Raw genomic sequence first — 20,285 nt, 5'->3', positions numbered from 1 at the left:
AGGCTCTCTCCTCCCCACCCACCCACCCGGTCGAGGTATCCGCGCGGACGAATCATCAGCGCGTCGGCATCCACCCGGACCTCCAGCGTTTGGCAGGGTGGTGGCATGGACGACGCGACGCTCATCGCCCGCACCGCCTCCAACCGGCGCCTCTTCGCCGATGTGCTCGACCGACTCGGTGAGGCCCATGCCCACGACGCGACCCTGTGCGAAGGGTGGGACGTGCGCACGCTCGCCGGTCACCAGCTGCAGCCGGTCCACGTGCCGTCGTGGCGCTTCCTGATCACCGCGGCCATGCAGCGATCGATGGCGCGTGCCTGTGACCTCCACGCCGCTCGGCTGGGGGACCGGCCACTCGCCGAGACGGCGGCCGAGCTGCGGCAGCACGCGAGCGACGGATCGAAGCCGTGGTACATCGGCCACGCGGGACCGTTCACCGACTCATGCATCCACCTACGGGACCTCGCCGAACCGCAGGGACTCGACGTGTCAGCGCCCCTCGAGGACTGGCGTGAGGCTCTGGACATCATCGTCTCGCCGCGGGGACGCGAGTCCTTCGTGCCACACGAGGGCCTGCTCGACGGGTTGCGGTGGGAAGCGACGGATGTCGAGTGGTCGCACGGTGAGGGGAGCGCAGTCACCGGGAGTGCGGAGGCGCTCGCGATGGTCATGTCGGGGCGGCCGGCCTACCTCGACCGCATCTCTGGAGAGGGTGCCGCGACGGTTCGGCAGCGTCTGGCCGCCTGATCCGGGTGGAGGTGTACGCGCGGGTGCTTCGCCCGCGCGTCTGCTGTCACCCCGCGGCCTGCAGACCTGACAGATGCCGGTATGCGGCCAGCACCTGTTGCATGAACTGCTCCTCGGCGATCCGCAGTCCGAGGACGTCGATCCGCAGGACGGTGTCGCCCTGCAGCGCGACCGCGTTCTGCCGGAGGTTGTCGTCCGTGACCGCCAGACCCCAGCGGTGGCCGGCGCCGTCGATCTCCACGACGAGACCGCAGTCCCAGCGCACATCGAGATAGACCCGGCCACGAGGCCCGTTGCGCACGACCTGCCGACTCGGCTCCGGCAGACCATGGCGGCGGCAACGATCTGCGAAGTCCAGCTCTCCGAGCGCCTGCGCTCCCAAGGCGACGTCAGCGGCGACGCCGGCGATGAGCGCCCTGCGGGTGCGGCCGCGCACAACCCCGGTGGCCTCCAGGAGCTGCTCACCGGTGCAGAGGCGCTGCTGGACCGGCATGACGAGGACCAGAGCGGCTTGTCGGTCGGAGACGGCCCAGTGGGCAGCCCGGACGGCGGCGGGGGCGGGTCTGACGACCGGGAGCTCGCCCGGCGCGAGGAGCGCGGATGGTCGGGAGCGCACCTTGTGCACGACCACCCCGGGGACGCCCTTGGTGTTCGCCGTGTGCGGCACGGAGACGTGGATCTGGTCGTCGCGCCACCTCTCGAGCCCCGCGTGCTGCAGGGCCGAGGTGCCATCGAGCGCAGCAATGCGTTCGCCGACCTCCCACACGGCACGCCAACGCTGGGCCAGATCGCTGAGCTCGCCCGTGTGCGTCGCGATGGTCCAGTGTCCGTGCGCCGCCCACCTGCGGTGCCGCAGCTGGAGGCGTACGTCGTCGCGGTCGATGCCCAGACCCCGCAGGAGGCGGCGGCTGATGACGCCGCCTCGGGCCGCGGCGGCCGCATGCGCTCGGTCGTGGATCCCCAGGATGCGTGCGTCCATGGCCCCATCCCACGGCCGGGACGAGCGCGAAGGGAGGGCCCGGCCACTCCTGTGGACGAGGACGTGAGGCGCGGGGGAGATGGGGATGGCCCCCCTTCGCCCGAGGGTGGATGCCGACTCGCCGGTAGAGCGTCGGCGCGTATACCTCCACCCGGCGGAGGGGGCCCTGGGGTGGACGCCGACTCGCCGATGAATCGTCGGCGCGTATACCTCCACCCGGCGAAGGGGGAGGGGGCAGCGGAGAGGGAGGGGAGCGCTTTCCTCAGTCCTTCGAGGTCTCCCCGGGCAGGGCGAGCATCTGGTCGAGGGCGACCTTGGCCCAGTGGGCGACGTCGGGGTCGACGACGATGGGGTTGACCACGCGCCCCTCGACGAGTGACTCCAGCGCCCAGACGAGGTGGGGCAGGTCGATGCGGTTCATCGTCGAGCAGTAGCAGACGTTCTTCTCGAGGAAGCTGATCTGCTGCTCGGGGAACATCTGCCCGAGGCGCTGCACCAGGTTGAGCTCGGTGCCGACGACCCACTTCGTGCCGGCCGGAGCGGCGGCGACGGTCTGGATGATCTTCTCCGTCGAGCCGACCTCGTCGGCGAGCTCGACGACCTCGTGCCGGCACTCGGGGTGGACGATGACGCGCACGCCGGGGATCTCCCTTCGGGCCGTCTCGACCGCGTCGACGGTGAACCGGCCGTGCACGGAGCAGTGTCCGCGCCAGAGGATCATCCGGGCGTCGCGGATCTGCTCGGGCGTGAGGCCGCCCATCGGCTGGTGCGGGTCCCACACGACGCAGTCGTCGAGGTCACGGCCCAGATCCCGCGCCCACGTGTTGCGACCGAGGTGCTGGTCGGGGAGGAAGAGGACCTTGCCCTCGCCCTCGACGCCGCCCGTCTGGTCGAAGGCCCAGGTGAGCGCCGTCTTCGCGTTGGACGAGGTGCAGATGGTCCCGCCGTGCCGACCGGTGAAGGCCTTGATCGCCGCGGAGGAGTTCATGTACGTCACCGGGATCGTCGACTCGGCGACACCGGCCTCGACGAGCTCGTCCCAGCAGTCCTCGACCTGGTGCAGGGCGGCCATGTCGGCCATCGAGCAACCGGCGGCGAGGTCGGGCAGCACGACGGTCTGCTCGTCGCTGGTGAGGATGTCGGCGGACTCGGCCATGAAGTGCACGCCGCAGAAGACGATGTACGGCGCGTCCGGCCGGGCCGCGGCCTCCTTGGCCAGCTTGAAGGAGTCGCCGGTCGTGTCGGCGAACTCGATGACCTCGTCGCGCTGGTAGTGGTGCCCGAGGACGAAGACCCGGTCACCGAGCGCCTCCTTGGCAGCGCGGGCGCGGGCGACGAGGTCGGGGTCGGAGGGCGCCGGCAGGTCGCCGGGACACTCGACGCCGCGCTCGGAGTGCGGGTCGTTGCCCTGCCCGAGGACGAGCAGGGAGAGGGGCTTGGGCGAGGACTGCGTCGTGGCGCTCACGGCAGGCATGATCCCACAGCAGCCTCGACGACCTCGGTAGAGTCCACGGGTGCACGTGATCATCGCGCCGGACTGTTTCACCGGCACCCTCACCGCGACCCAGGCGGCCGAGGCGATGGCGGCCGGCTGGCGCGAGCGCGCGCCCGACGACCTGCTGACCGTGGTCCCGTTGTCGGACGGCGGCCCCGGGTTCCTCGACGTGCTCACCGCGAGCGTGCCCGGCGAGTCCTCGATCGTCACCGTCACCGGCCCCCGCGGCCGCAGCACTCCCGCCGCACTGCACATCACCACCGACGAAGGGGGTCGACGCACCGCCTGGGTGGAGTCGGCCCAGGCGATCGGCCTGCACCTGCTCGAGGTCCCCGAGCGCGACCCGGGCCGCACGAGCACCTGGGGACTCGGCGAGCTGCTCGACGCGGCCCTCGCGCAGGGCGTCGACCGCATCGTCGTCGGGCTCGGCGGCTCGTCGACCAATGACGCGGGCGCCGGCATGCTCGCCGCGCTCGGCGCCGGCCCGCGGGAGGTGCTCGCCGGCGGGGGATCGGGCCTCATCGCCACCCGCGAGGGGGACCTCGCCGGGCTGGCCGCCACCCGCGAGCGCCTCGCCGGGGTCGAGCTCGTCGCGGCGACCGACGTCGCGTCCCCGCTGCTCGGGCTGCAGGGAGCCAGTGCCGTCTTCTCGGAGCAGAAGGGGGCGAGCCCGGAGCAGTCGCAGGTCCTCGAGGCAGCCCTCGGTCACTTCGCCGACCAGGTCCGTCGCGTCCTGCCCCCCGGGACCGACCTGCTCACCGGCCGTGAGCGCCGACTCGACCGCGAGCCGGGAGCCGGGGCCGCCGGTGGGGTCGGCTACGGCCTGATGCTCCTCGGGGCCCGACGCGCCAGCGGCGTGGAGATGGTGCTCGAGGCGGTCGGCATGTCCCGCCTCGTCGCCGCCGCCGACCTCGTGCTCACGGGCGAGGGCTGCCTGGACTGGCAGAGCCTGCAGGGCAAGGTCGTCGCCGGGGTCGCCGAGCTGGCCGTCGCCCACGCGACCCCCGCCGTCGCGCTCGCCGGTCAGGTCCTCATCGGCCGCCGCGAGGCGATGGCCCTGGGCCTGAGTGGCACCTATGCGGTCGCCGAGCGGCCGGACCAGGTCGAGGTGGCCATGTCCGACCCCGTCGGCACGCTGCGCGCCCGGGCCGCACGGGTCGCGGCGACGTGGTCACCACGTGGGTGACCCCCGTTCGTCCCTGACGTATGGTGGGAGGACGGGAACAACCCGGGCACCGCGCGTGTTGACCCCGTCGTGGCGGACTCCGCCACTCCCAGTACCCCGAGCCGTGAGGACATCGCATGAGCGTCCAGGACACCCAGGCCACCACCCCCGAGACCACCGAGACCCACGGCGTCATCCTCACCGACGTCGCCGCCGGCAAGGTCAAGTCGCTCCTCGAGCAGGAGGGTCGTGACGACCTGCGCCTGCGCATCGGCGTCCAGCCGGGCGGCTGCTCCGGCCTGATCTACCAGCTGTACTTCGACGAGCGCTCCCTCGACGGTGACCTCGTGCGCGACTTCGACGGTGTCGAGGTCGTCGTCGACCGCATGAGTGCCCCCTACCTCGGCGGCGCGACGATCGACTTCGCCGACACGATCGAGAAGCAGGGCTTCACCATCGACAACCCCAACGCGGGCAGCTCCTGCGCCTGCGGCGACAGCTTCAGCTGAGCCGCCCCGCACACGATGCGGCCCCCACCGATCCGGTGGGGGCCGCTTCGTCGTCTGTAGGGTGGCCCGGTGCCCATCGCCATTGCCGGATCCATCGCCACCGACCACCTGATGACCTTCTCGGGTCGCTTCGCCGACTCGCTCGTCGTCGAGCAGCTCGACAAGATCTCCGTGAGCTTCCTGGCCCACAAGCTGGAGATCCGGCGCGGGGGAGTGGCCGCCAACATCTCCTTCGGCATGGCCAACCTCGGCCAGCGCCCCGTGCTCGTCGGCTCGGTCGGTGAGGACTTCGCCGACTACCGCAGCTGGCTCGAGCGCCACGGCGTCGACTGCGAGTCGGTGCGCGTGTCCGAGACGCAGCACACCGCGCGCTTCGTCTGCACGACCGACGACGACATGGCCCAGATCGCGACCTTCTACGCGGGGGCGATGAGCGAGGCCCGTGAGATCGAGCTGGCGCCGATCGCCGCGCGCGTCGGCGGCCTCGACCTCGTGCTCGTCGGTCCCGACGACCCGGAGGCGATGCGCCGGCACACCCGCGAGTGCCGCACCCGGGGCATCCCCTTCGTCGCCGACCCGAGCCAGCAGCTGGCCTTCAGCGACGGCGAGCTGATCCGCGAGCTCGTCGACGGCGCGGAGTACCTCATCACCAACGAGTACGAGTCGCACCTGACGGAGCAGAAGACCGGCTGGAGCCAGGACGAGATCAACTCCCGCGTCCGGTACCGCGTCACCACCCTCGGCAAGGACGGGGTGCGCATCAGCGGTGGCGAGCTCGACGAGGACATCGTCGTCGGCGTCGCCCGCGAGGTGAGCAAGGCCGACCCGACGGGTGTCGGCGACGCCTTCCGCGCCGGGTTCCTCACCGGCGTGGCCGAGGGGCTGCCGCTGCGCGAGTCCGCCGAACTCGGCTCGATGCTCGCGACCTACGTCATCGAGACCGTCGGCACCCAGGAGTACGAGCTGGGCACGGCACGCTTCCTCGAGCGCCTCGCCGAGGCCTACGGGCAGGAGAGCGCCGACCTGATCGCCGGGCACATCACCTGCCCGCGCCCCTGACCCGGTCCCACCGGTCGACGTGAGCCCGGCCCCCTTCCCGCCCGTCGAACCCGCCGGGGGGAGCGCCCTGTGGGCCGGCTACCTGCGCGCCGGCCTCGAGGCCGCGGAGACCGCACCGGGGGACATCGGTGACGTCGTCGGCATCGGCGGACGCCTCGACCCGGCCTCCGTCGTCACCGCCTACCGCCTCGGGGCCTTCCCCATGGGCCTGGGCGAAGGGGGCACCCCGCCGATGGGGTGGTGGAGCCCGACGTGGCGCGGAGTCCTGCGCCCGGGTCACGTGCACATCAGTCGGTCCCTGCGGCGCTCCCTGCGGCGGTTCACGGTGACCGTCGACGAGGACTTCGCCGGTGTCGTCGCAGCGTGCGCCGACCCGGGGCGTGACGGCCGGTGGATCACCGACGACGTGGCCGCCGCCTACACGCAGCTGCACGAGCTCGGCTGGGCGCACAGCGTCGAGGTGCGCGACGAGGACAGCACGCTCGTCGGCGGCCTCTACGGGCTCGCCGTGGGTGGGCTCTTCGCCGGGGAGTCGATGTTCCACCACGCCACCGACGCCTCCAAGGCGGCGGTCGTCGCCCTCGACCGGATCGTCGGCGCCGACGGGGACCCGCGCCGGATCATCGACGTCCAGTGGCGCACCCCGCACCTGGGCACGCTCGGGATCGAGGAGATCCATCGGCGCGAGTACCTCGCTCGCCTGGCGGCCGCGCTGCAGGCCCCGGCGCTCGACCTGCGGTCGGTGGCGGCGGTCAGTGACCCGCTGCGATCCGCTCCCGGCACTGCCTGACGACGTCGCCGAGCTCCGCGACGAGCCGCTCGACCGCGGCCTCGCGGTCCGGGACGACCGCGTCGAGCGGGAGGGTGATGCGCACATTGCCCTGCGTCAGGGCGCCCATCGCGGCGAGCACGTGGCTCGGCTCGAGGGTGTCGGCGGTGCAGGCCGAGCCGGAGGCCACCGCCAGGCCCCGCCGGGCCAGCTCGTCGACGATCGTCTCGCCGTCGACGTAGAGGACCGAAAACGTGCACACGTGCGGCAGTCGGTCCTGCGGGTCGCCGACGACGTCGACGTCCTCGAGGTCTGCGGCCGCCGAGCGGATGCGATCGACGAGGGCGCGGGCGCGCCCCCCTTCGTCCTGCTGGTGGGCGGTGACCTGCTGCCACGCCTCCGCGGCCGCGAGGGCGGTCGGCACCTCGACCGGGTCCAGGGCGAAGCCGCCCTCGTGCGGGCTCGGCGGGTGGTGCGGGGCGACCCGCGTGCCGGTGCGCACGACGAGGACGCCGAGGCGGGGACCGCCCCAGGACGTCGCGTCGCCGACGAGCACGTCGAAGTCGGTCGGGACCGCGTCCCGGCCCAGCCCCGCCCGGGCATCGACGAGCAGGGGGACGCCGGCAGCCCGCGTCACCGCGCGCGCCTCCGCGAGGGGCTGCCGGGTGCCGACCTCCTGGTTGGCGGACTGCAGCACGGCGAAGGGGGTCTGCGCGTCCACCGCCTCCGCCCACGCCGCCAGGTCCACGGCCCCGGTGGGGGAGACCGCGACGAGCGAAGGGGGGCGCTCACCTGCCCGGAGCCAGCGCAGGATCGAGGAGTGCTCGACAGCCGAGGCGACCACCGGGCCACCCAGGCGGCGTCGACCACGGGCGAGTGCCTCGAGGGCGCTGCGGGCGGCCTGGTCGCCGCTCGCGTGGAAGGTGACCTCGTCGGGGCGCACGGCGAGACCGGCCGCGACGACCTCGCGGGCGCGGTCGAGCAGGGCCCGGCTGCGCCGCCCCGCGGCATGCCGGGCCGTGGGGTCGGCCCAGGCCAGGGAATGGGCCGCGGCCAGGGTCTCCAGGGCCTGCGGGAGGACCGGTCCGGGGGTGGCGTCGAGCAGGCCGGAGGGCCCGGTCACCGCACCCCTGTCGGGAGGCGTGTCGGGGCCGTCGTCACGGGGGTCCGCAGGGGACGAATCTCGCTCTCGCGCCACGTGTCGAGGCTAATGCCCCCCTTCGTCGGAAGTGGTCGGGTGCTGCGGTAACGTGGCCCATGCCCTGTGTAAGAACTTCGGACCAGTAGTAGGTGCCCCTTGCCTGTGTCTTCGAGCCCATCCTCTCGGCGCACGCGCCGCGGAGTCGGTGCCATCGGACTCGTCATCGCCGTCGTGGCTCTGTCGGCCTGCAGTGCGGTCGGTGTCCACACCGACCCCAAGAACGGGTACCTGCCCGAGGGCGTCACCGAAGAGGCCCAGATCGTCGAGAACCTGTGGATCTGGGCGTGGGTCGCGGCCCTCGCCGTCGGCATCCTCGTCTGGGGCCTGATCCTGTGGTGCATGGCGGCCTACCGCCGGCGCAAGGACGATGACGGGACGCTGCCCGTGCAGCTGCAGTACAACGTCCCGCTGGAGATCCTCTACACGGTCGTGCCGATGCTCATGGTCGGCGCCCTCTTCTACTACACCGAGGACGCGCAGAGCCGACTGCTCGACGTCTCCCAGGAGCCCGACCAGACGATCAACATCGTCGGCAAGCAGTGGAGCTGGGACTTCAACTACGTCGACGAGGACGTGTACGAGGCCGGCCTGATGGCCGAGCTCGACGGCAAGGAGGGCGCTGAGGAAAAGCTGCCGACCCTCTACCTGCCGAAGGGGGAGCGCGTCGAGTTCGTGCTCACCTCCCGCGACGTCATCCACTCCTTCTGGGTTCCCGCCTTCCTCGAGAAGATGGACGTCAACCCGGGCATCGTCAACCGCTTCCAGGTGACCCCCAACCAGACGGGCACCTTCCAGGGCAAGTGCGCCGAGTTGTGCGGCGCCTACCACTCCCAGATGCTCTTCAACGTCAAGGTCGTCGAGCGCGAGGAGTTCGACGCGCACATGGCCGAGCTGCGGGAGAAGGGCCAGACCGGTCAGCTCGACAACGGGCTCAACCGCGAGAAGATCAACCCGCGTGACCACGACCTCCTCGACGAGGACGACGCCGCGCGCACCTCCGAGGAGAACTGATGTCGACCGCATCCGGCGCACTCGCCAGGAACACGACCGAGACCGAGGTCTCGGAGCGGACCATCGCCCGGCGTGAAAAGGCGGGCACGCAGTTCTTCCGCTACATCACGACGACCGACCACAAGGTCATCGGCAACCTCTACATGATCACCAGCTTCGTCTGGTTCCTCCTCGGAGGACTCATGGCGCTGGTCATCCGGCTCGAGCTGTGGGCCCCCGGCCTGCAGGTGGTGGACAACCCCGAGCAGTTCAACGAGATGTTCACCATGCACGGCACGATCATGCTGTTGCTCTTCGCGACGCCGGCCTTCGCGGCCTTCGCCAACGCGCTGATGCCCCTGCAGATCGGCGCGCCGGACGTCGCCTTCCCGCGACTGAACATGTTCGCCTACTGGCTCTACCTCTTCGGCGGCATCATCGCGGCCGCGGGCCTGCTGACCCCCGGTGGCGCGGCCTCCTTCGGCTGGACCGCCTACACCCCACTGTCCGACCCGACCTACAGCCCCGGCATCGGTGGCGACCTGTGGGTCTGGGGCCTGGCGCTCAGCGGTTTCGGCACCATCCTCGGTGCGGTCAACTTCATCACCACGATCATCTGCATGCGCGCACCGGGTATGACGATGTTCCGGATGCCGATCTTTACCTGGGGCATCCTGATCACCTCGGTCCTCGTCCTCATGGCCTTCCCGGTCCTCGCCGCCGCGCTCATCGGCCTCGGCGTCGACCGCAGGTTCGGCGGCCAGATCTTCGACTCGGCCAGTGGTGGCGCCCTCTTGTGGCAGCACCTGTTCTGGTTCTTCGGCCACCCAGAGGTCTACATCCTCGCGCTGCCGTTCTTCGGCGTGATCTCCGAGATCCTGCCGGTCTTCTCCCGCAAGCCGATCTTCGGCTACAAGACGCTGGTCTTCGCGACGATCGCGATCGCCGCCCTGTCGGTCTCCGTGTGGGCCCACCACATGTACGGCACCGGTCAGGTCTTCCTGCCGTTCTTCGCGATCATGACGATGGCCATCTCGGTCCCGACGGGCGTGAAGTTCTTCAACTGGATCGGCACGATGTGGGGCGGCAAGCTCGTCTTCGCCACGCCGCTGGTCTGGGCGATCGGCTTCCTCGTGACCTTCCTCTTCGGTGGTCTGACCGGCGTGATCATGGCCAGCCCCGCGCTGGACTTCCACATCACCGACACCTACTTCATCGTCGCGCACTTCCACTACGTGCTCTTCGGCACGATCGTCTTCTCGTTCTTCGGCGGTCTGTACTTCTGGTGGCCGAAGCTCACCGGCAAGATGCTCGACGAGGGCCTGGGCAAGCTGCACTTCTGGCTGCTGTTCGTCGGCTTCCACATGACCTTCCTCATCCAGCACTGGCTGGGCGTCGAGGGCATGCCGCGCCGCTACGCGGACTACATGCCGGAGGACAACTTCCAGCTCGCCAACCAGATCTCCACGGTCGGCTCGCTCATCCTCGCGGCCAGCTTCCTGCCCTTCTTCTACAACGTGTGGAAGACGCAGGTCAGCGCGCCCAAGGTCGAGGTTGACGACCCGTGGGGCTATGGCGGCAGCCTCGAGTGGGCGACCTCCTGCCCGCCCCCGCGGCACAACTTCACGTCGATCCCGCCGATCCGCTCCGAGCGTCCGGTCTTCGACATGAACCACCCCGAGTACGCACCGGCCGCGATCCGTTCCCGCTTCACGCAGGACAAGGTCGTCGCCGCCTCGACTGATGGTGAGGGCACCCGATGAAGGTCGAAATCCAGTTCTTCGCGGTCATCGGCGTCTTCTTCGCCGCCGTCGCTGCGCTGTACGGCTTCTGGACCGGATGGGTCGAGCCCGTGGGTTGGGTCGCGCTCAGCCTGTGTGCCGGGCTCGGGTTCATGATCGCCTTCTTCCTCTGGAACACGGCGCGCAAGTTGCCCCTCCGGCCGGATGACGACGAGGACGGCGAGATCGACCAGATCGCCGGCGCCTACGGTGCGTTCTCCCCCTTCTCCTGGTGGCCGCTGTGGCTGGCCCTGTCCGCCTCGCTCATCTTCCTCGGCGTGGCCGTGGCGATGTGGATCGCCGCCTTGGGCGCGATCCTCGGCGTCTGGGCGCTGTGCGGCTGGGTCTTCGAGTACTACTCGGGTGAGCACGCCCACTGATCGGGCGCGTACACTGGGCTGAAGGGGCCACGGACCACGGTCCGGGCCCCTTCAGCGTGTCCCGGGCAGTTGGCCCGCTTGGCGCGCCATGCCGTCTGTTTGGGGGTTGCATTCCTGTGGTGGTCTTCCTGCGTCGCGCGAGGTTCCTCGCGCTGGCTCTCGTGCTCGCACTCCTCGTCGCCGCCTGCGCAGGCGGAGGCCAGGACGCGAGCCCGAGTGACTCCGGCCAGGACTCGACCGCGACGCAGAGCGAGACGAGCCCCGAGCTGCCCGAGGCGGAGGTCAAGGTCAATCCCGCCACGGGCACCGAGGGCGTCATGCCCGACTCCGTCATCCACGTGCAGGTCATGCGCGGCCACCTGACGGACGTCGCGGTGACCGCCGAGGGGGAGCAGGCACACGAGCTCGAGGGCAAGGTCGAGGGCGAGGCGTGGTCCTCGACCTCCCGCATGCGCCCGGACACCACGTACATCGTCGCGGTCACCGCGGAGGGACCCGAAGGGGGCGAGAGCACCCAGACGAGCACCTTCACCACCCATGACCCGCAGGTGACCGCCACCTACGGCATCGTCTACGACCAGCAGACCGTCGGCGTCGCCATGCCGGCGAGCATCCAGTTCGACTCCGAGGTCACGGACGAGGCCTACCGCAAGCAGATCGAGCAGGCCGTCTCGGTGACGACGAGCCCCAAGACGGAGGGGTCGTGGGGCTGGCTGGACAACCGGCAGCTGATGTGGCGCCCCAAGGAGTTCTGGGTGCCCGGCACGCAGGTGACCATCGACGCACCCCTCACCGGCTTCCAGACCGGCAAGGACAAGTGGGTGGCCAACGACCTGTCGGGCTCGATGACCATCGGTCGTCAGCAGATGACCACGGTCGACATCGACGACCACCGGATGACGGTCAACCGTGGTGGCCAGCAGATCAAGAGCTTCCCCGTCAGCAGCGGCAAGCCCGGCAAGGAGACCGAGACCCGCTCTGGGATGAAGGTCGTCATCGGCAAGCAACGAGAGATGACGATGGACTCGGCCACCGTGGGGATCGACGAGGGGGAGCCCGGCTACTACAAGGTCGACACCGACTTCAACGTCCGGGTGACCTGGACCGGTGAGTTCGTGCACTCGGCCCCGTGGTCGGTCGGCGCCCAGGGCAGCACCAACGTCTCGCACGGCTGCGTCAACGTCGCGCCCGCCGGCGCCGAATGGTTCTACGACAACTCCCTGCCGGGTGACCCCGTCGACTTCAAGGGGTCCTCACGAGAGTTCAAGCCCACCGAGGGCATCGGCGTCTGGCAGTACGACTACGCGCAGTGGCAGCAGCAGAGCGCGCTGGTCTGACCTGACCCGCTCCCTCACCCCACCTTCCCCTCAGCCCCCCCCAAAGCACCCCTCTAGCGCGCATCTCCCCGGGGAAATGCGGATTCAGGTCACCCCTTGCGCGCATCTCCCCGGGGAAATGCGCGTTCAGTGGCGGGTCAGCCCCAGCCGAGCTCGTGCAGCCGGTCCTCGTCGATGCCCACGTGGTGACCCGCCTCGTGGACGATCGTCACGGCGATCTCCTCGCGCAGGTCGTCCAGGTCCTCGCACATGCGGGTCAGGGGTCCGCGGAAGAGGACGATCCGGTCCGGCAGGGACCCGGCCCATCCGCCGTCTCGTTCGGTGAGGGGAGTGCCGAGGTAGATGCCCAGCAGCTCGGCATTGTCCTGCGGTGACAGCTGAGGGTCGGCGTGCTCCGGCCCGGGCTCGTCCTCGACGAAGAAGGCGACGTTGTCGAGCATGGCCAGCAGCTCCTGCGGCACCTCGTCGAGTGCCTCGCTCACCGCCTGCTCGAACTCCTCCGCGCCGATCTCGACCACGGTCAGGTCACCTCCGGGGTGAGTGGCTGGACGGGTACCGCACCTGGTGGGCGGGTCACCCGACGGTGCAGGTGGAACAGGCCGATCCCCAGCACGAGCAGCGCCAGGCTCGTGGCGGCGAGCCGGGACAGCGAGGTTGCCGCGATCGGGACGACGACGGCCGTCAGGGTGGCGTTGAGCAGCAGCATGGCGAAGGTCGAGACCGACGCCGCGGTGCCGCGTGCGTGGGGGACGGCGTCGAGCAGGGCCAGCTGGTAGATGGGCAGCGAGATGCCGGTGCCGAAGGCGATGGCCGTGGGACCCACGACCGCCCAGGGCAGGGCCGCAGTGGCCGGGACCATGGCCAGGACGAGCCCGGCCACGGCGCCGCTCAGGGCGACGGCCTGTCCGCCCATGATCAGCACGTCCCCGGTCGCCCGCTCGGCGAGCCGGGTGTTGGTGAAGGAACCGAGCACCATCCCGACGACCATGGGGACGAAGAACATCCAGAAGTCCTGGGCGCCCTTGCCCAGGAGCGTCACGACGAAGATCGGCGCAGCACCGATGTAGAGGAACTGCCCGGCGAAGGAGAAGGCGGCCGCGGCGGAGAGCACCTGGAAGCGCCGCATCCGGGCCACCGTGACCACGCCGCCGACGATCGAGCGGACGTCGAAGGGGGTGCGCCGGTGCGGTGGGTGGCTCTCGGGGAGCAGGACGAGCACCGCGACGGCGATGATGCCACCGAAGCAGCAGAGGAACCAGAAGACGAGCGGCCACGGCCCGGCGAGCAGGAGCCAACCGCCGATGATCGGCGCGATCGCCGGGCCGATCCCGAAGATCATCGCGACGGTGCTCATCAGTCGCTGTGCCCGAGCGCCCTCGAAGAGGTCGCGGACAACGGTGCGCGAGACGATCGTGCCAGCGCCCGCGGACACCCCCTGGAGGACACGGAAGGCCAGCAGCACGGGCAGCGAGGGGGAGAGGGCACACCCGATCGACGCGAGGGCGTAGACCGCGGCGCCCGTCACCATGACCGGCTTGCGGCCGACGGCGTCGCTCAGCGGCCCGTGGAAGATGCTCATCACCGCGAACGCCCCGAGGTAGGCACTCACGACGAGCTGCATCGAGGCCTCCGAGGCACCGAACTGCTCGCCCATGTCCCGGAAGGCCGGGAAGGGCGTGTCGATCGAGAAGGGCCCGAACATGCCGAGCAGCGCGAGCAGCACCGTCGTGACGGCGAGCGGCGCGGTGGCGAGCGAAGGGGGCGAAGGGCGGCGGATCATCTCCGGGACATCCTCGCACCGAGCCCGTCGGGGCATGACGAGGGCCCCGGAGGATGGTCCTCCGGGGCCCTCGTCAGGTGACCGTGCGGTCAGTGCGTGGAGATCTTGTCCTTGTCGCCGGACTCGATCGCCTCGTGACCGTGGTCGTGGTGGGCCGCCTCGAGCTCGGCCGGCGTGACCGGCTGGACGGCCCCGTCGAAGTAGAAGGAGTGCAGCTTGGCACGCAGCTTGTTCTTGCGGGCCTGCTTCTTGTCCTCCACACCGTTGGCGTCCACGGCCGGGGCGAGCTCCAGGGGAGCGACCGCCTCGTGCTGGACGAGGTTCCAGCGGGTGTGCGCGTCGAGGGGCTCGTGGATCTCGTGGAAGTCGCCATCCGGACCGCGCTCGATGCGACCGGTCTCGCGACCGTGGAGCACCAGGTCGCGGTCGTGCCGCTGCAGGCTCAGACAGATCCGCTTGGTCGCCCAGAAGGCGATGACCGGTCCGACGAAGGTGAGCACCCGCAGGATCAGGGTGATGTCGTTGATCGACATGCCGAACTTGATCGCGATGATGTCGTTGCTCGCGGCGAACATGAGCACGCCGTAGAGCGTCAGCGCGGCCATGCCGAGCCCGGTGCGGGTCGGGGCATTGCGCGGGCGGTCGAGCAGGTGGTGCTCGCGCTTGTCACCCGTGACCCAGGCCTCGATGAACGGGTAGGCGATCATGCCGCCGTAGAAGGCGGGGATGACCAAGAGGGCACCGATGATGACCGGCCAAGCCCAGGTGAAGCCGAAGGTCTCGAACTCCATCCAGCCCGGGAGCAGTCGCAGCGCACCGTCGGGGAAGCCCATGTACCAGTCGGGCTGGGCGCCGGCGGTCGTGGCGTTGGGCTCGTAGGGGCCGTGCACCCAGACCGCGTTGATCTGGACCAGGGCCGAGATGAGCGCGATGCCACCGAAGACGATGAAGAAGAAGCCGCCGGCCTTGGCCGCGTACACCGGCATGACGGGGAAGCCGACGACGTTGTCGTTGGTCTTGCCCGGGCCGGGGTACTGGGTGTGCTTCTGCAGCGCGACGAGCACGATGTGGACCGTGAACAGCGCGATGAGCAGAGCCGGCAGCAGCAGGATGTGCACCGAGTACAGGCGCGGGATGATGTCGTCGCCGGGGAAGGTGCCACCGAAGAGGCCGTAGCTGAGGTAGCTGCCGATGACCGGCGCGGCGACCATGAAGCCCTGCGCGGCACGCAGACCCGTACCGGAGAGCAGGTCGTCCGGGAGGGAGTAGCCGGCGAATCCCTCGACGAGAGCCAGCAGCGACAGGACGCAGCCGATGACCCAGTTGAGCTCACGCGGCTTGCGGAAGGCGCCGGTGAAGAACACGCGGAGCATGTGCACCGACAGGGCGACGATGAACAGCAGCGCCGACCAGTGGTGGATCTGGCGGATCAGCAGGCCGCCCTTGACGTCGAACGAGATGTCGAGCGTCGAGGCGTAGGCCCGCGACATCTCCACGCCCTGCAGCGGCGCGTAGCTGCCCTGGTAGGTCGTGTGCGCCATCGACGGGTCGAACCAGAAGGTCAGGAAGACCCCGGTGAGCATGCACACGATCATCGAGTACATGGCGATCTCACCGAGCATGAAGGACCAGTGGTCCGGGAAGACCTTGCGCATGAGGTACCCGACGCCCTTGGCGGCACCGGTGCGGTCGTCGATCCAGCCGGCGACACCGCCGACCTTCTTCATGCCGGGGGAGGCGGGGGCCGTCACCGGTGCGTCATCGGCACGCAGTGCGTCGGCGGGACGGGCATTGGCGGTCACGATCAACCACGCTCCCAGTAGCTCGGGCCGACCGGTTCCTGGAAGGGCTGGTCGGCGATGAGGTAACCCTCGCTGTCAACGGTGATCTTCAGCTGCGGCAGCGGGCGACCGGCGGGACCGAAGATGACCTCGCAGTCATTGGTCACGTCGAAGGTGGACTGGTGGCACGGGCAGAGCAGGTGGTGCGTGGTCTGCTCGTAGAGGCCGACGGGGCAGCCGACGTGGGTGCACACCTTGGAGTAGGCGACGATGCCCTGGTAGCCCCACTCGCGGGCCTTGCGGCCCTTGTCGGTGTCCTGGAAGTCGTCCGGGTTCAGACGCATGAGCAGGACGGAGGACTTGCTCATCTCGTTGAGGATGTCGTCATGCAGCTCGAGCAGACCCTCGGGCTGGATGTGGAAGACGGACCCGATGGTCACGTCGCCGGGCTTGATCGGTGTGTCCTCGGGGTCGCGGTGGAGGCGACGCTTCTTCGGGGTGTAGGTCCCGTCCTCGCCCTTCTCGCCGTTCCAGAAGGTGACCGCCAGGTCGTTGCGGGGGAGCGGGCCGAGGGAGCCGCCGATCTGGACGAGCAGCGGCAGGGCGAACAGACCCATCGCCGCGCCGAAGGTCATCTTGATCAGGGGGCGTCGGGTCAGCTGGGAGCTCTCGCCACCCTCGAGCATCGTGTCGACGAAGCCCTGGCGGTCCTCGTCGCTCGAGCGCATCGGGTGCCGCATCTCGACGACCTCGGTGTCGGGCATGAGCGTCTTGGCCCAGTGGACCGCGCCCACGCCGATGCCGAGGAGGCTGAAGGCCAGTCCGAGGCCGAGCAGGAGGTTGGACAGGCTCATCTCGTTGGTGAAGGGCACCCAGACCTGGGTGTCGATGTCCACCATGAAGTAGGCCACGAGGAAGAGCACCGTGCCGAGGATCGACAGGAGGAAGAGGGTCGCGACCTGGCGCTCAGCACGCTTGGCCGCCTTGTCGTCGAGGTCGGCGTTGCGCAGCACGTGGGGCGGCAGCCCGGGGTTCTCGAACCGCTCCGGGATACCACCGGAGCCCTGCACGTGGCCCTGGTCGAGGCGCACCGGCTCGGAGCCCGTGGGCTCCTCCGGCTGTGCCCCTGTCGGGGTGTGCTCACTCATCTGTCGTCGGTCCTGTCTGTGTGGCGATGGTTCAGTTGATCAAGCGGACTTCTGGCCGAGCCAGACGGCGAAGCCCACGAGGAGCCCCAGGCCGATCGTCCAGATGAAGAGGCCCTCGGGCACGGGGCCCAGGCTGCCCAGCGGGTTGCCACCGGGGTTGCCGGCCTCCTGCTGTGCCTCGATGTAGGCGATGACGTCGCGCTTGCTCTCGGGGGAGAGGTTCTGGTCGTTGAAGACCGGCATGCTCTGCGGACCGGTCTGCATCGCCTCGTAGATGTGCTTGCCCGAGACGCCCGTGACGGGCGGGGCGTCCTTGCCGCGGGTCAGGGCGCCACCGGCACCGGCGCTGTTGTGGCACATGGCGCAGTTGACGCGGAAGATCTGGCCACCCTTGCCCGGGTCGCCCTGCGAGCCGTCGGTGTACTCCTCTTCGGGGATGGCCGGGCCGGCGCCGAGCGAGGCGACGTAGGCCGCGATGTCGGAGATCTCCTCGTCGGAGAACTTCACCTGACCGTCGTCCTTGGCCTGGACGCCCGGCTCGGTCATCGGCATACGGCCGGTGCCCATCTGGAAGTCGACCGACGCCGCGCCCACACCGGCGAGGCTGGGACCGACCTCGTCGATGCCCAGGCCGTTGGCTCCGTGGCAGGTCGCGCAGTTGGCGACGAAGAGCTTCTTGCCGTTGGCGACGCTGTCCGACGCGGCGACCGAGGCCTGGGCCTCCTTGGGGGCGACCGCGGAGTAGGCGGTGCCGGTCACGAGCAGCCCGAGCAGCAGCAGCAGGGCGATCGCCGCGGGGTGGCGACGAGAGAGGGTGGGCATGTGCAGTCCTGTCCTCTTGGGGCGGGTGGAACGGGGCAGGGGGAGACGCATCGGGATCACCCGAGGAGGTAGATCGCCGCGAAGAGGGCGATCCACACGACGTCGACGAAGTGCCAGTAGTACGAGGTGACGACGGCACCGGTCTGCTGGGCGTGGCTGTAGTCACGGGTGGTGTAGGTGCGGCCGATGATCAGCAGGAAGGCGATGAGCCCACCGGTGACGTGGATGCCGTGCAGACCCGTGGTGAGGTAGAAGATCGAGGCCCAGGCGTCGGCCGAGACCGTGACGCCCTCGGTGACGAGCGTGGCGTACTCGAAGACCTGGCCGGCGACGAAGACCGCGCCGAAGATGTACGTGAGGATGTACCACTCGCGCATGCCCCAGCCGGCGACGTTGAGCAGCGACCCGGTGCGCTTCTTCTGCCCGTGCTCCGCCTTGAGCACACCGAGCTGGCACCACACCGACGAGACCACGAGGATCAGGGTGTTGGCGGCCGCGAACGGCACGTTGAGCAGCTCGTAGTTGTACTCCCACAGGTCGGGTCGCATCGACCGGACCGTGAAGAAGATCGCGAAGAGACCGGCGAAGAACATCAGCTCGCTGGACAGCCAGACGATGGTGCCGACGGACACCATGTTGGGGCGGCTGACCGGACCCATGGAGGGGTCTGCGGCGATGTGCCCGGACGCGTTGGAAGGCAGAGAAGTTGCAGTGGCCACGGACCCATTATGTCTATATCCGGAGCGCTCTGTGCGCCACCCCCCTCCGCGAGTCTCGTGAGGCCCCTCACCGCTACGATCTGGGCATGACCGCCAGCCCCCAGCAGACCCCCTCCGCCCCCGCGTCCGACGCCCTCGTCGCGGGTGGGGGAGACGTCATCTCCGTGCAGGTGCTCCTGCAGAGCGACAACATCACGACCCGCGACGCGGTGCGTGCGGCTGTGGGGCGACGCCCCGCCAAGGACGTCGAGATCGCCGGGTGGCGTGAGTGCGCCACGCCGGACGCGGTCATCGAGGCGGTCGAGGCCGGCGGGATCGATCTGCTCGTCCTCGACGGTGAGTCCGCCAAGCTCGGGGGCATGGGCCTGTGCCGTCAGCTGAAGTCCGAGATCCACGAGTGTCCCCCGGTCCTCGTCCTCACGGGCCGCCCGCAGGACGGCTGGCTCGCCACGTGGTCGATGGCCGACGCGGCGGTGCCGCACCCCGTCGACCCGATCGCCCTGGCCGACGCAGTGGCCGACCTGGCCCGGGGCGTGGCCGCCCGATGACCACTGCGGGCACGCACACCTGGCCCCGCATCCTCACCTCCCTCCTCGCGGGGACCGACCTGACGAGCGACGAGACGTCGTGGGCGATGCGCGAGATGATGTCCGGCGACGCCGCCCCCGCACAGATCGCCGGGTTCCTCGTCGCGCTCCGGGCGAAGGGGGAGACCGTCACCGAGCTGCGGGCGCTGGCCGACGTCATGCTCGACCACGCCGTGCCGATCGAGGTGGCGGGTCCGACGCTGGACATCGTCGGGACCGGGGGCGACATGGCCGGCACGGTCAACATCTCGACGATGTCGGCCATCTGCATCGCGGCGACGGGCGTGCGCGTGGTCAAGCACGGCAACCGCGCCTCGTCGTCCAAGTCCGGCTCCGCCGACGTCCTCGAGTCGCTGGGGGTCTCCCTCTCCCTTCCTGCCGACGAAGTCGCCGCGGTGGCCGAGTGCGCAGGGATCACCTTCTGCTTCGCGCAGACCTTCCACCCGTCGTTCCGCCACACCGCGGCACCGCGTCGTGACCTCGGTGTGGGCACGGCACTCAACGTGCTCGGGCCCATGACCAACCCGAGCCGACCAACCTACTCGGTCGTCGGCGTCGCCGACGAGCGGGTGGCCCCCCTCATGGCGGGGGTCTTCGCCGACCGGGGGACCGACGCGCTGGTCTTCCGCGGCGACGACGGGCTCGACGAGCTGACCGTCGCGGGGACCTCACGCGTGTGGTGGGTCGCCGACGGTCAGGTCACCGAGCTCACGCTCTCGCCCGAGGCACTCGGCCTGCCACGCAGCCCGATCGACGCGCTGCGCGGCGGGGACGCGGACTTCAACGCCGACGTCGCCCGGCGACTCTTCGCCGGGGAGGCGGGACCGGTGCGCGACGCCGTCGTGCTCAATGCGGGCGCGGCCGTGGCCCTGTCGCAGTCGGGCTCCGAGATGCCGGCTGACCCGGTCGCGGCGGTGCGTGCCGGGATGGACACCGTCGAGGCGGTCCTGGACTCCGGTCGGGCAGCCGAGCAGCTGCAGCGCTGGGTCGAGGCGACCCGGCAGGCTCCAGCCACGTCCTGAGCAGCACGGCACGT

General features: G+C 70.1%; 20 protein-coding genes. 11 read left to right on the top strand and 9 right to left on the bottom strand.

Going from position 1 to position 20,285, the window contains the following annotated elements; genetic code table 11:
- Positions 1 to 105 precede the first annotated feature (105 nt).
- Positions 106 to 747 carry a maleylpyruvate isomerase mycothiol-dependent enzyme family protein gene (locus JAN01S_RS08990; RefSeq protein ID WP_068316867.1) on the top strand — a complete coding sequence of 214 codons (642 nt, stop codon included), beginning with the start codon at positions 106 to 108 and terminating at the stop codon, positions 745 to 747.
- Between the two features lie 46 nt (positions 748 to 793).
- Here JAN01S_RS08990 and JAN01S_RS08985 read toward each other — a convergent pair whose 3' ends face one another.
- Positions 794 to 1,726 (bottom strand): putative endonuclease domain-containing protein, encoded by a 933-nt coding sequence (locus JAN01S_RS08985; protein WP_068316864.1) that lies wholly within the window; start codon positions 1,724 to 1,726, stop codon positions 794 to 796.
- Positions 1,727 to 1,988: 262 nt separating this feature from the next.
- Entirely contained in the window at positions 1,989 to 3,200 is a 1,212-nt protein-coding gene (gene nadA, locus JAN01S_RS08980; protein WP_068316862.1) for a quinolinate synthase NadA, read from the bottom strand.
- A 40-nt stretch (positions 3,201 to 3,240) separates the two neighbouring features.
- Between nadA and JAN01S_RS08975 the strand changes: the two genes are divergently transcribed.
- The 4 genes from JAN01S_RS08975 to aat all read left to right on the top strand — a co-directional run bounded on the left by JAN01S_RS08975 (position 3,241) and on the right by aat (position 6,744).
- Complete coding sequence (locus JAN01S_RS08975) at positions 3,241 to 4,407, top strand: glycerate kinase family protein (RefSeq protein WP_068316860.1); 1,167 nt, start codon at positions 3,241 to 3,243, stop codon at positions 4,405 to 4,407.
- A 116-nt stretch (positions 4,408 to 4,523) separates the two neighbouring features.
- A complete protein-coding gene (locus JAN01S_RS08970) occupies positions 4,524 to 4,895 on the top strand; it encodes a HesB/IscA family protein (protein ID WP_068316857.1) in 372 nt (123 codons plus the stop codon).
- A 69-nt stretch (positions 4,896 to 4,964) separates the two neighbouring features.
- Positions 4,965 to 5,954 carry a carbohydrate kinase family protein gene (locus JAN01S_RS08965; RefSeq protein WP_068316855.1) on the top strand — a complete coding sequence of 330 codons (990 nt, stop codon included), beginning with the start codon at positions 4,965 to 4,967 and terminating at the stop codon, positions 5,952 to 5,954.
- 19 nt (positions 5,955 to 5,973) lie between these two features.
- Positions 5,974 to 6,744 carry a leucyl/phenylalanyl-tRNA--protein transferase gene (aat, locus tag JAN01S_RS08960; protein WP_169797198.1) on the top strand — a complete coding sequence of 257 codons (771 nt, stop codon included), beginning with the start codon at positions 5,974 to 5,976 and terminating at the stop codon, positions 6,742 to 6,744.
- On the opposite strand, the gene JAN01S_RS08955 is transcribed toward aat, so the two are convergent.
- On the bottom strand, positions 6,707 to 7,846 hold the full coding sequence (locus JAN01S_RS08955) for a cysteine desulfurase family protein (protein WP_244884796.1): 1,140 nt from the start codon (positions 7,844 to 7,846) through the stop codon (positions 6,707 to 6,709). The genes aat and JAN01S_RS08955 overlap by 38 nt on opposite strands.
- Before the next feature lie 180 nt (positions 7,847 to 8,026).
- Between JAN01S_RS08955 and ctaC the strand changes: the two genes are divergently transcribed.
- The 4 genes from ctaC (at position 8,027) to JAN01S_RS08935 (ending at position 12,412) form a co-directional block, all read left to right on the top strand.
- Positions 8,027 to 8,935, top strand: coding sequence for an aa3-type cytochrome oxidase subunit II (gene ctaC / locus JAN01S_RS08950; protein ID WP_068316853.1), 909 nt, complete (start codon positions 8,027 to 8,029; stop codon positions 8,933 to 8,935).
- Entirely contained in the window at positions 8,935 to 10,677 is a 1,743-nt protein-coding gene (gene ctaD / locus JAN01S_RS08945) for an aa3-type cytochrome oxidase subunit I (RefSeq protein ID WP_084360124.1), read from the top strand. The genes ctaC and ctaD overlap by 1 nt, the downstream gene beginning before the upstream one ends.
- Positions 10,674 to 11,075, top strand: a complete 402-nt coding sequence (locus tag JAN01S_RS08940) for a cytochrome c oxidase subunit 4 (RefSeq protein ID WP_068316850.1) — start codon at positions 10,674 to 10,676, stop codon at positions 11,073 to 11,075. Before ctaD ends, JAN01S_RS08940 begins: the two co-directional genes overlap by 4 nt.
- Before the next feature lie 119 nt (positions 11,076 to 11,194).
- On the top strand, positions 11,195 to 12,412 hold the full coding sequence (locus tag JAN01S_RS08935) for a L,D-transpeptidase (protein ID WP_068316884.1): 1,218 nt from the start codon (positions 11,195 to 11,197) through the stop codon (positions 12,410 to 12,412).
- A gap of 137 nt (positions 12,413 to 12,549) precedes the next feature.
- On the opposite strand, the gene JAN01S_RS08930 is transcribed toward JAN01S_RS08935, so the two are convergent.
- The 6 genes from JAN01S_RS08930 to ctaE all read right to left on the bottom strand — a co-directional run bounded on the left by JAN01S_RS08930 (position 12,550) and on the right by ctaE (position 18,602).
- Positions 12,550 to 12,930, bottom strand: a complete 381-nt coding sequence (locus JAN01S_RS08930; RefSeq protein WP_068316848.1) for a metallopeptidase family protein — start codon at positions 12,928 to 12,930, stop codon at positions 12,550 to 12,552.
- A gap of 2 nt (positions 12,931 to 12,932) precedes the next feature.
- Positions 12,933 to 14,192 carry a multidrug effflux MFS transporter gene (locus tag JAN01S_RS08925; RefSeq protein WP_068316846.1) on the bottom strand — a complete coding sequence of 420 codons (1,260 nt, stop codon included), beginning with the start codon at positions 14,190 to 14,192 and terminating at the stop codon, positions 12,933 to 12,935.
- A gap of 89 nt (positions 14,193 to 14,281) precedes the next feature.
- A complete protein-coding gene (gene qcrB / locus JAN01S_RS08920; RefSeq protein ID WP_068316843.1) occupies positions 14,282 to 15,994 on the bottom strand; it encodes a cytochrome bc1 complex cytochrome b subunit in 1,713 nt (570 codons plus the stop codon).
- A gap of 2 nt (positions 15,995 to 15,996) precedes the next feature.
- Positions 15,997 to 17,121, bottom strand: coding sequence for a cytochrome bc1 complex Rieske iron-sulfur subunit (gene qcrA / locus JAN01S_RS08915; RefSeq protein ID WP_068316840.1), 1,125 nt, complete (start codon positions 17,119 to 17,121; stop codon positions 15,997 to 15,999).
- A gap of 39 nt (positions 17,122 to 17,160) precedes the next feature.
- Positions 17,161 to 17,943 (bottom strand): cytochrome bc1 complex diheme cytochrome c subunit, encoded by a 783-nt coding sequence (gene qcrC, locus JAN01S_RS08910; RefSeq protein WP_068316837.1) that lies wholly within the window; start codon positions 17,941 to 17,943, stop codon positions 17,161 to 17,163.
- Positions 17,944 to 17,999: 56 nt separating this feature from the next.
- Positions 18,000 to 18,602, bottom strand: a complete 603-nt coding sequence (ctaE, locus tag JAN01S_RS08905; protein ID WP_068316834.1) for an aa3-type cytochrome oxidase subunit III — start codon at positions 18,600 to 18,602, stop codon at positions 18,000 to 18,002.
- A 146-nt stretch (positions 18,603 to 18,748) separates the two neighbouring features.
- Here ctaE and JAN01S_RS08900 point away from each other — a divergent pair, with 146 nt between their 5' ends.
- On the top strand, positions 18,749 to 19,210 hold the full coding sequence (locus JAN01S_RS08900) for a response regulator transcription factor (RefSeq protein WP_068316831.1): 462 nt from the start codon (positions 18,749 to 18,751) through the stop codon (positions 19,208 to 19,210).
- A complete protein-coding gene (gene trpD / locus JAN01S_RS08895; protein WP_068316828.1) occupies positions 19,207 to 20,271 on the top strand; it encodes an anthranilate phosphoribosyltransferase in 1,065 nt (354 codons plus the stop codon). Before JAN01S_RS08900 ends, trpD begins: the two co-directional genes overlap by 4 nt.
- Positions 20,272 to 20,285: the final 14 nt, after the last annotated feature.

The organism is Janibacter anophelis NBRC 107843, assembly GCF_001570945.1.
GTDB lineage: Bacteria > Actinomycetota > Actinomycetes > Actinomycetales > Dermatophilaceae > Janibacter > Janibacter anophelis.
The sequence above is the reverse complement of the archived record's forward strand: the minus strand, read 5'-3'. Positions and strand labels throughout refer to the sequence as shown.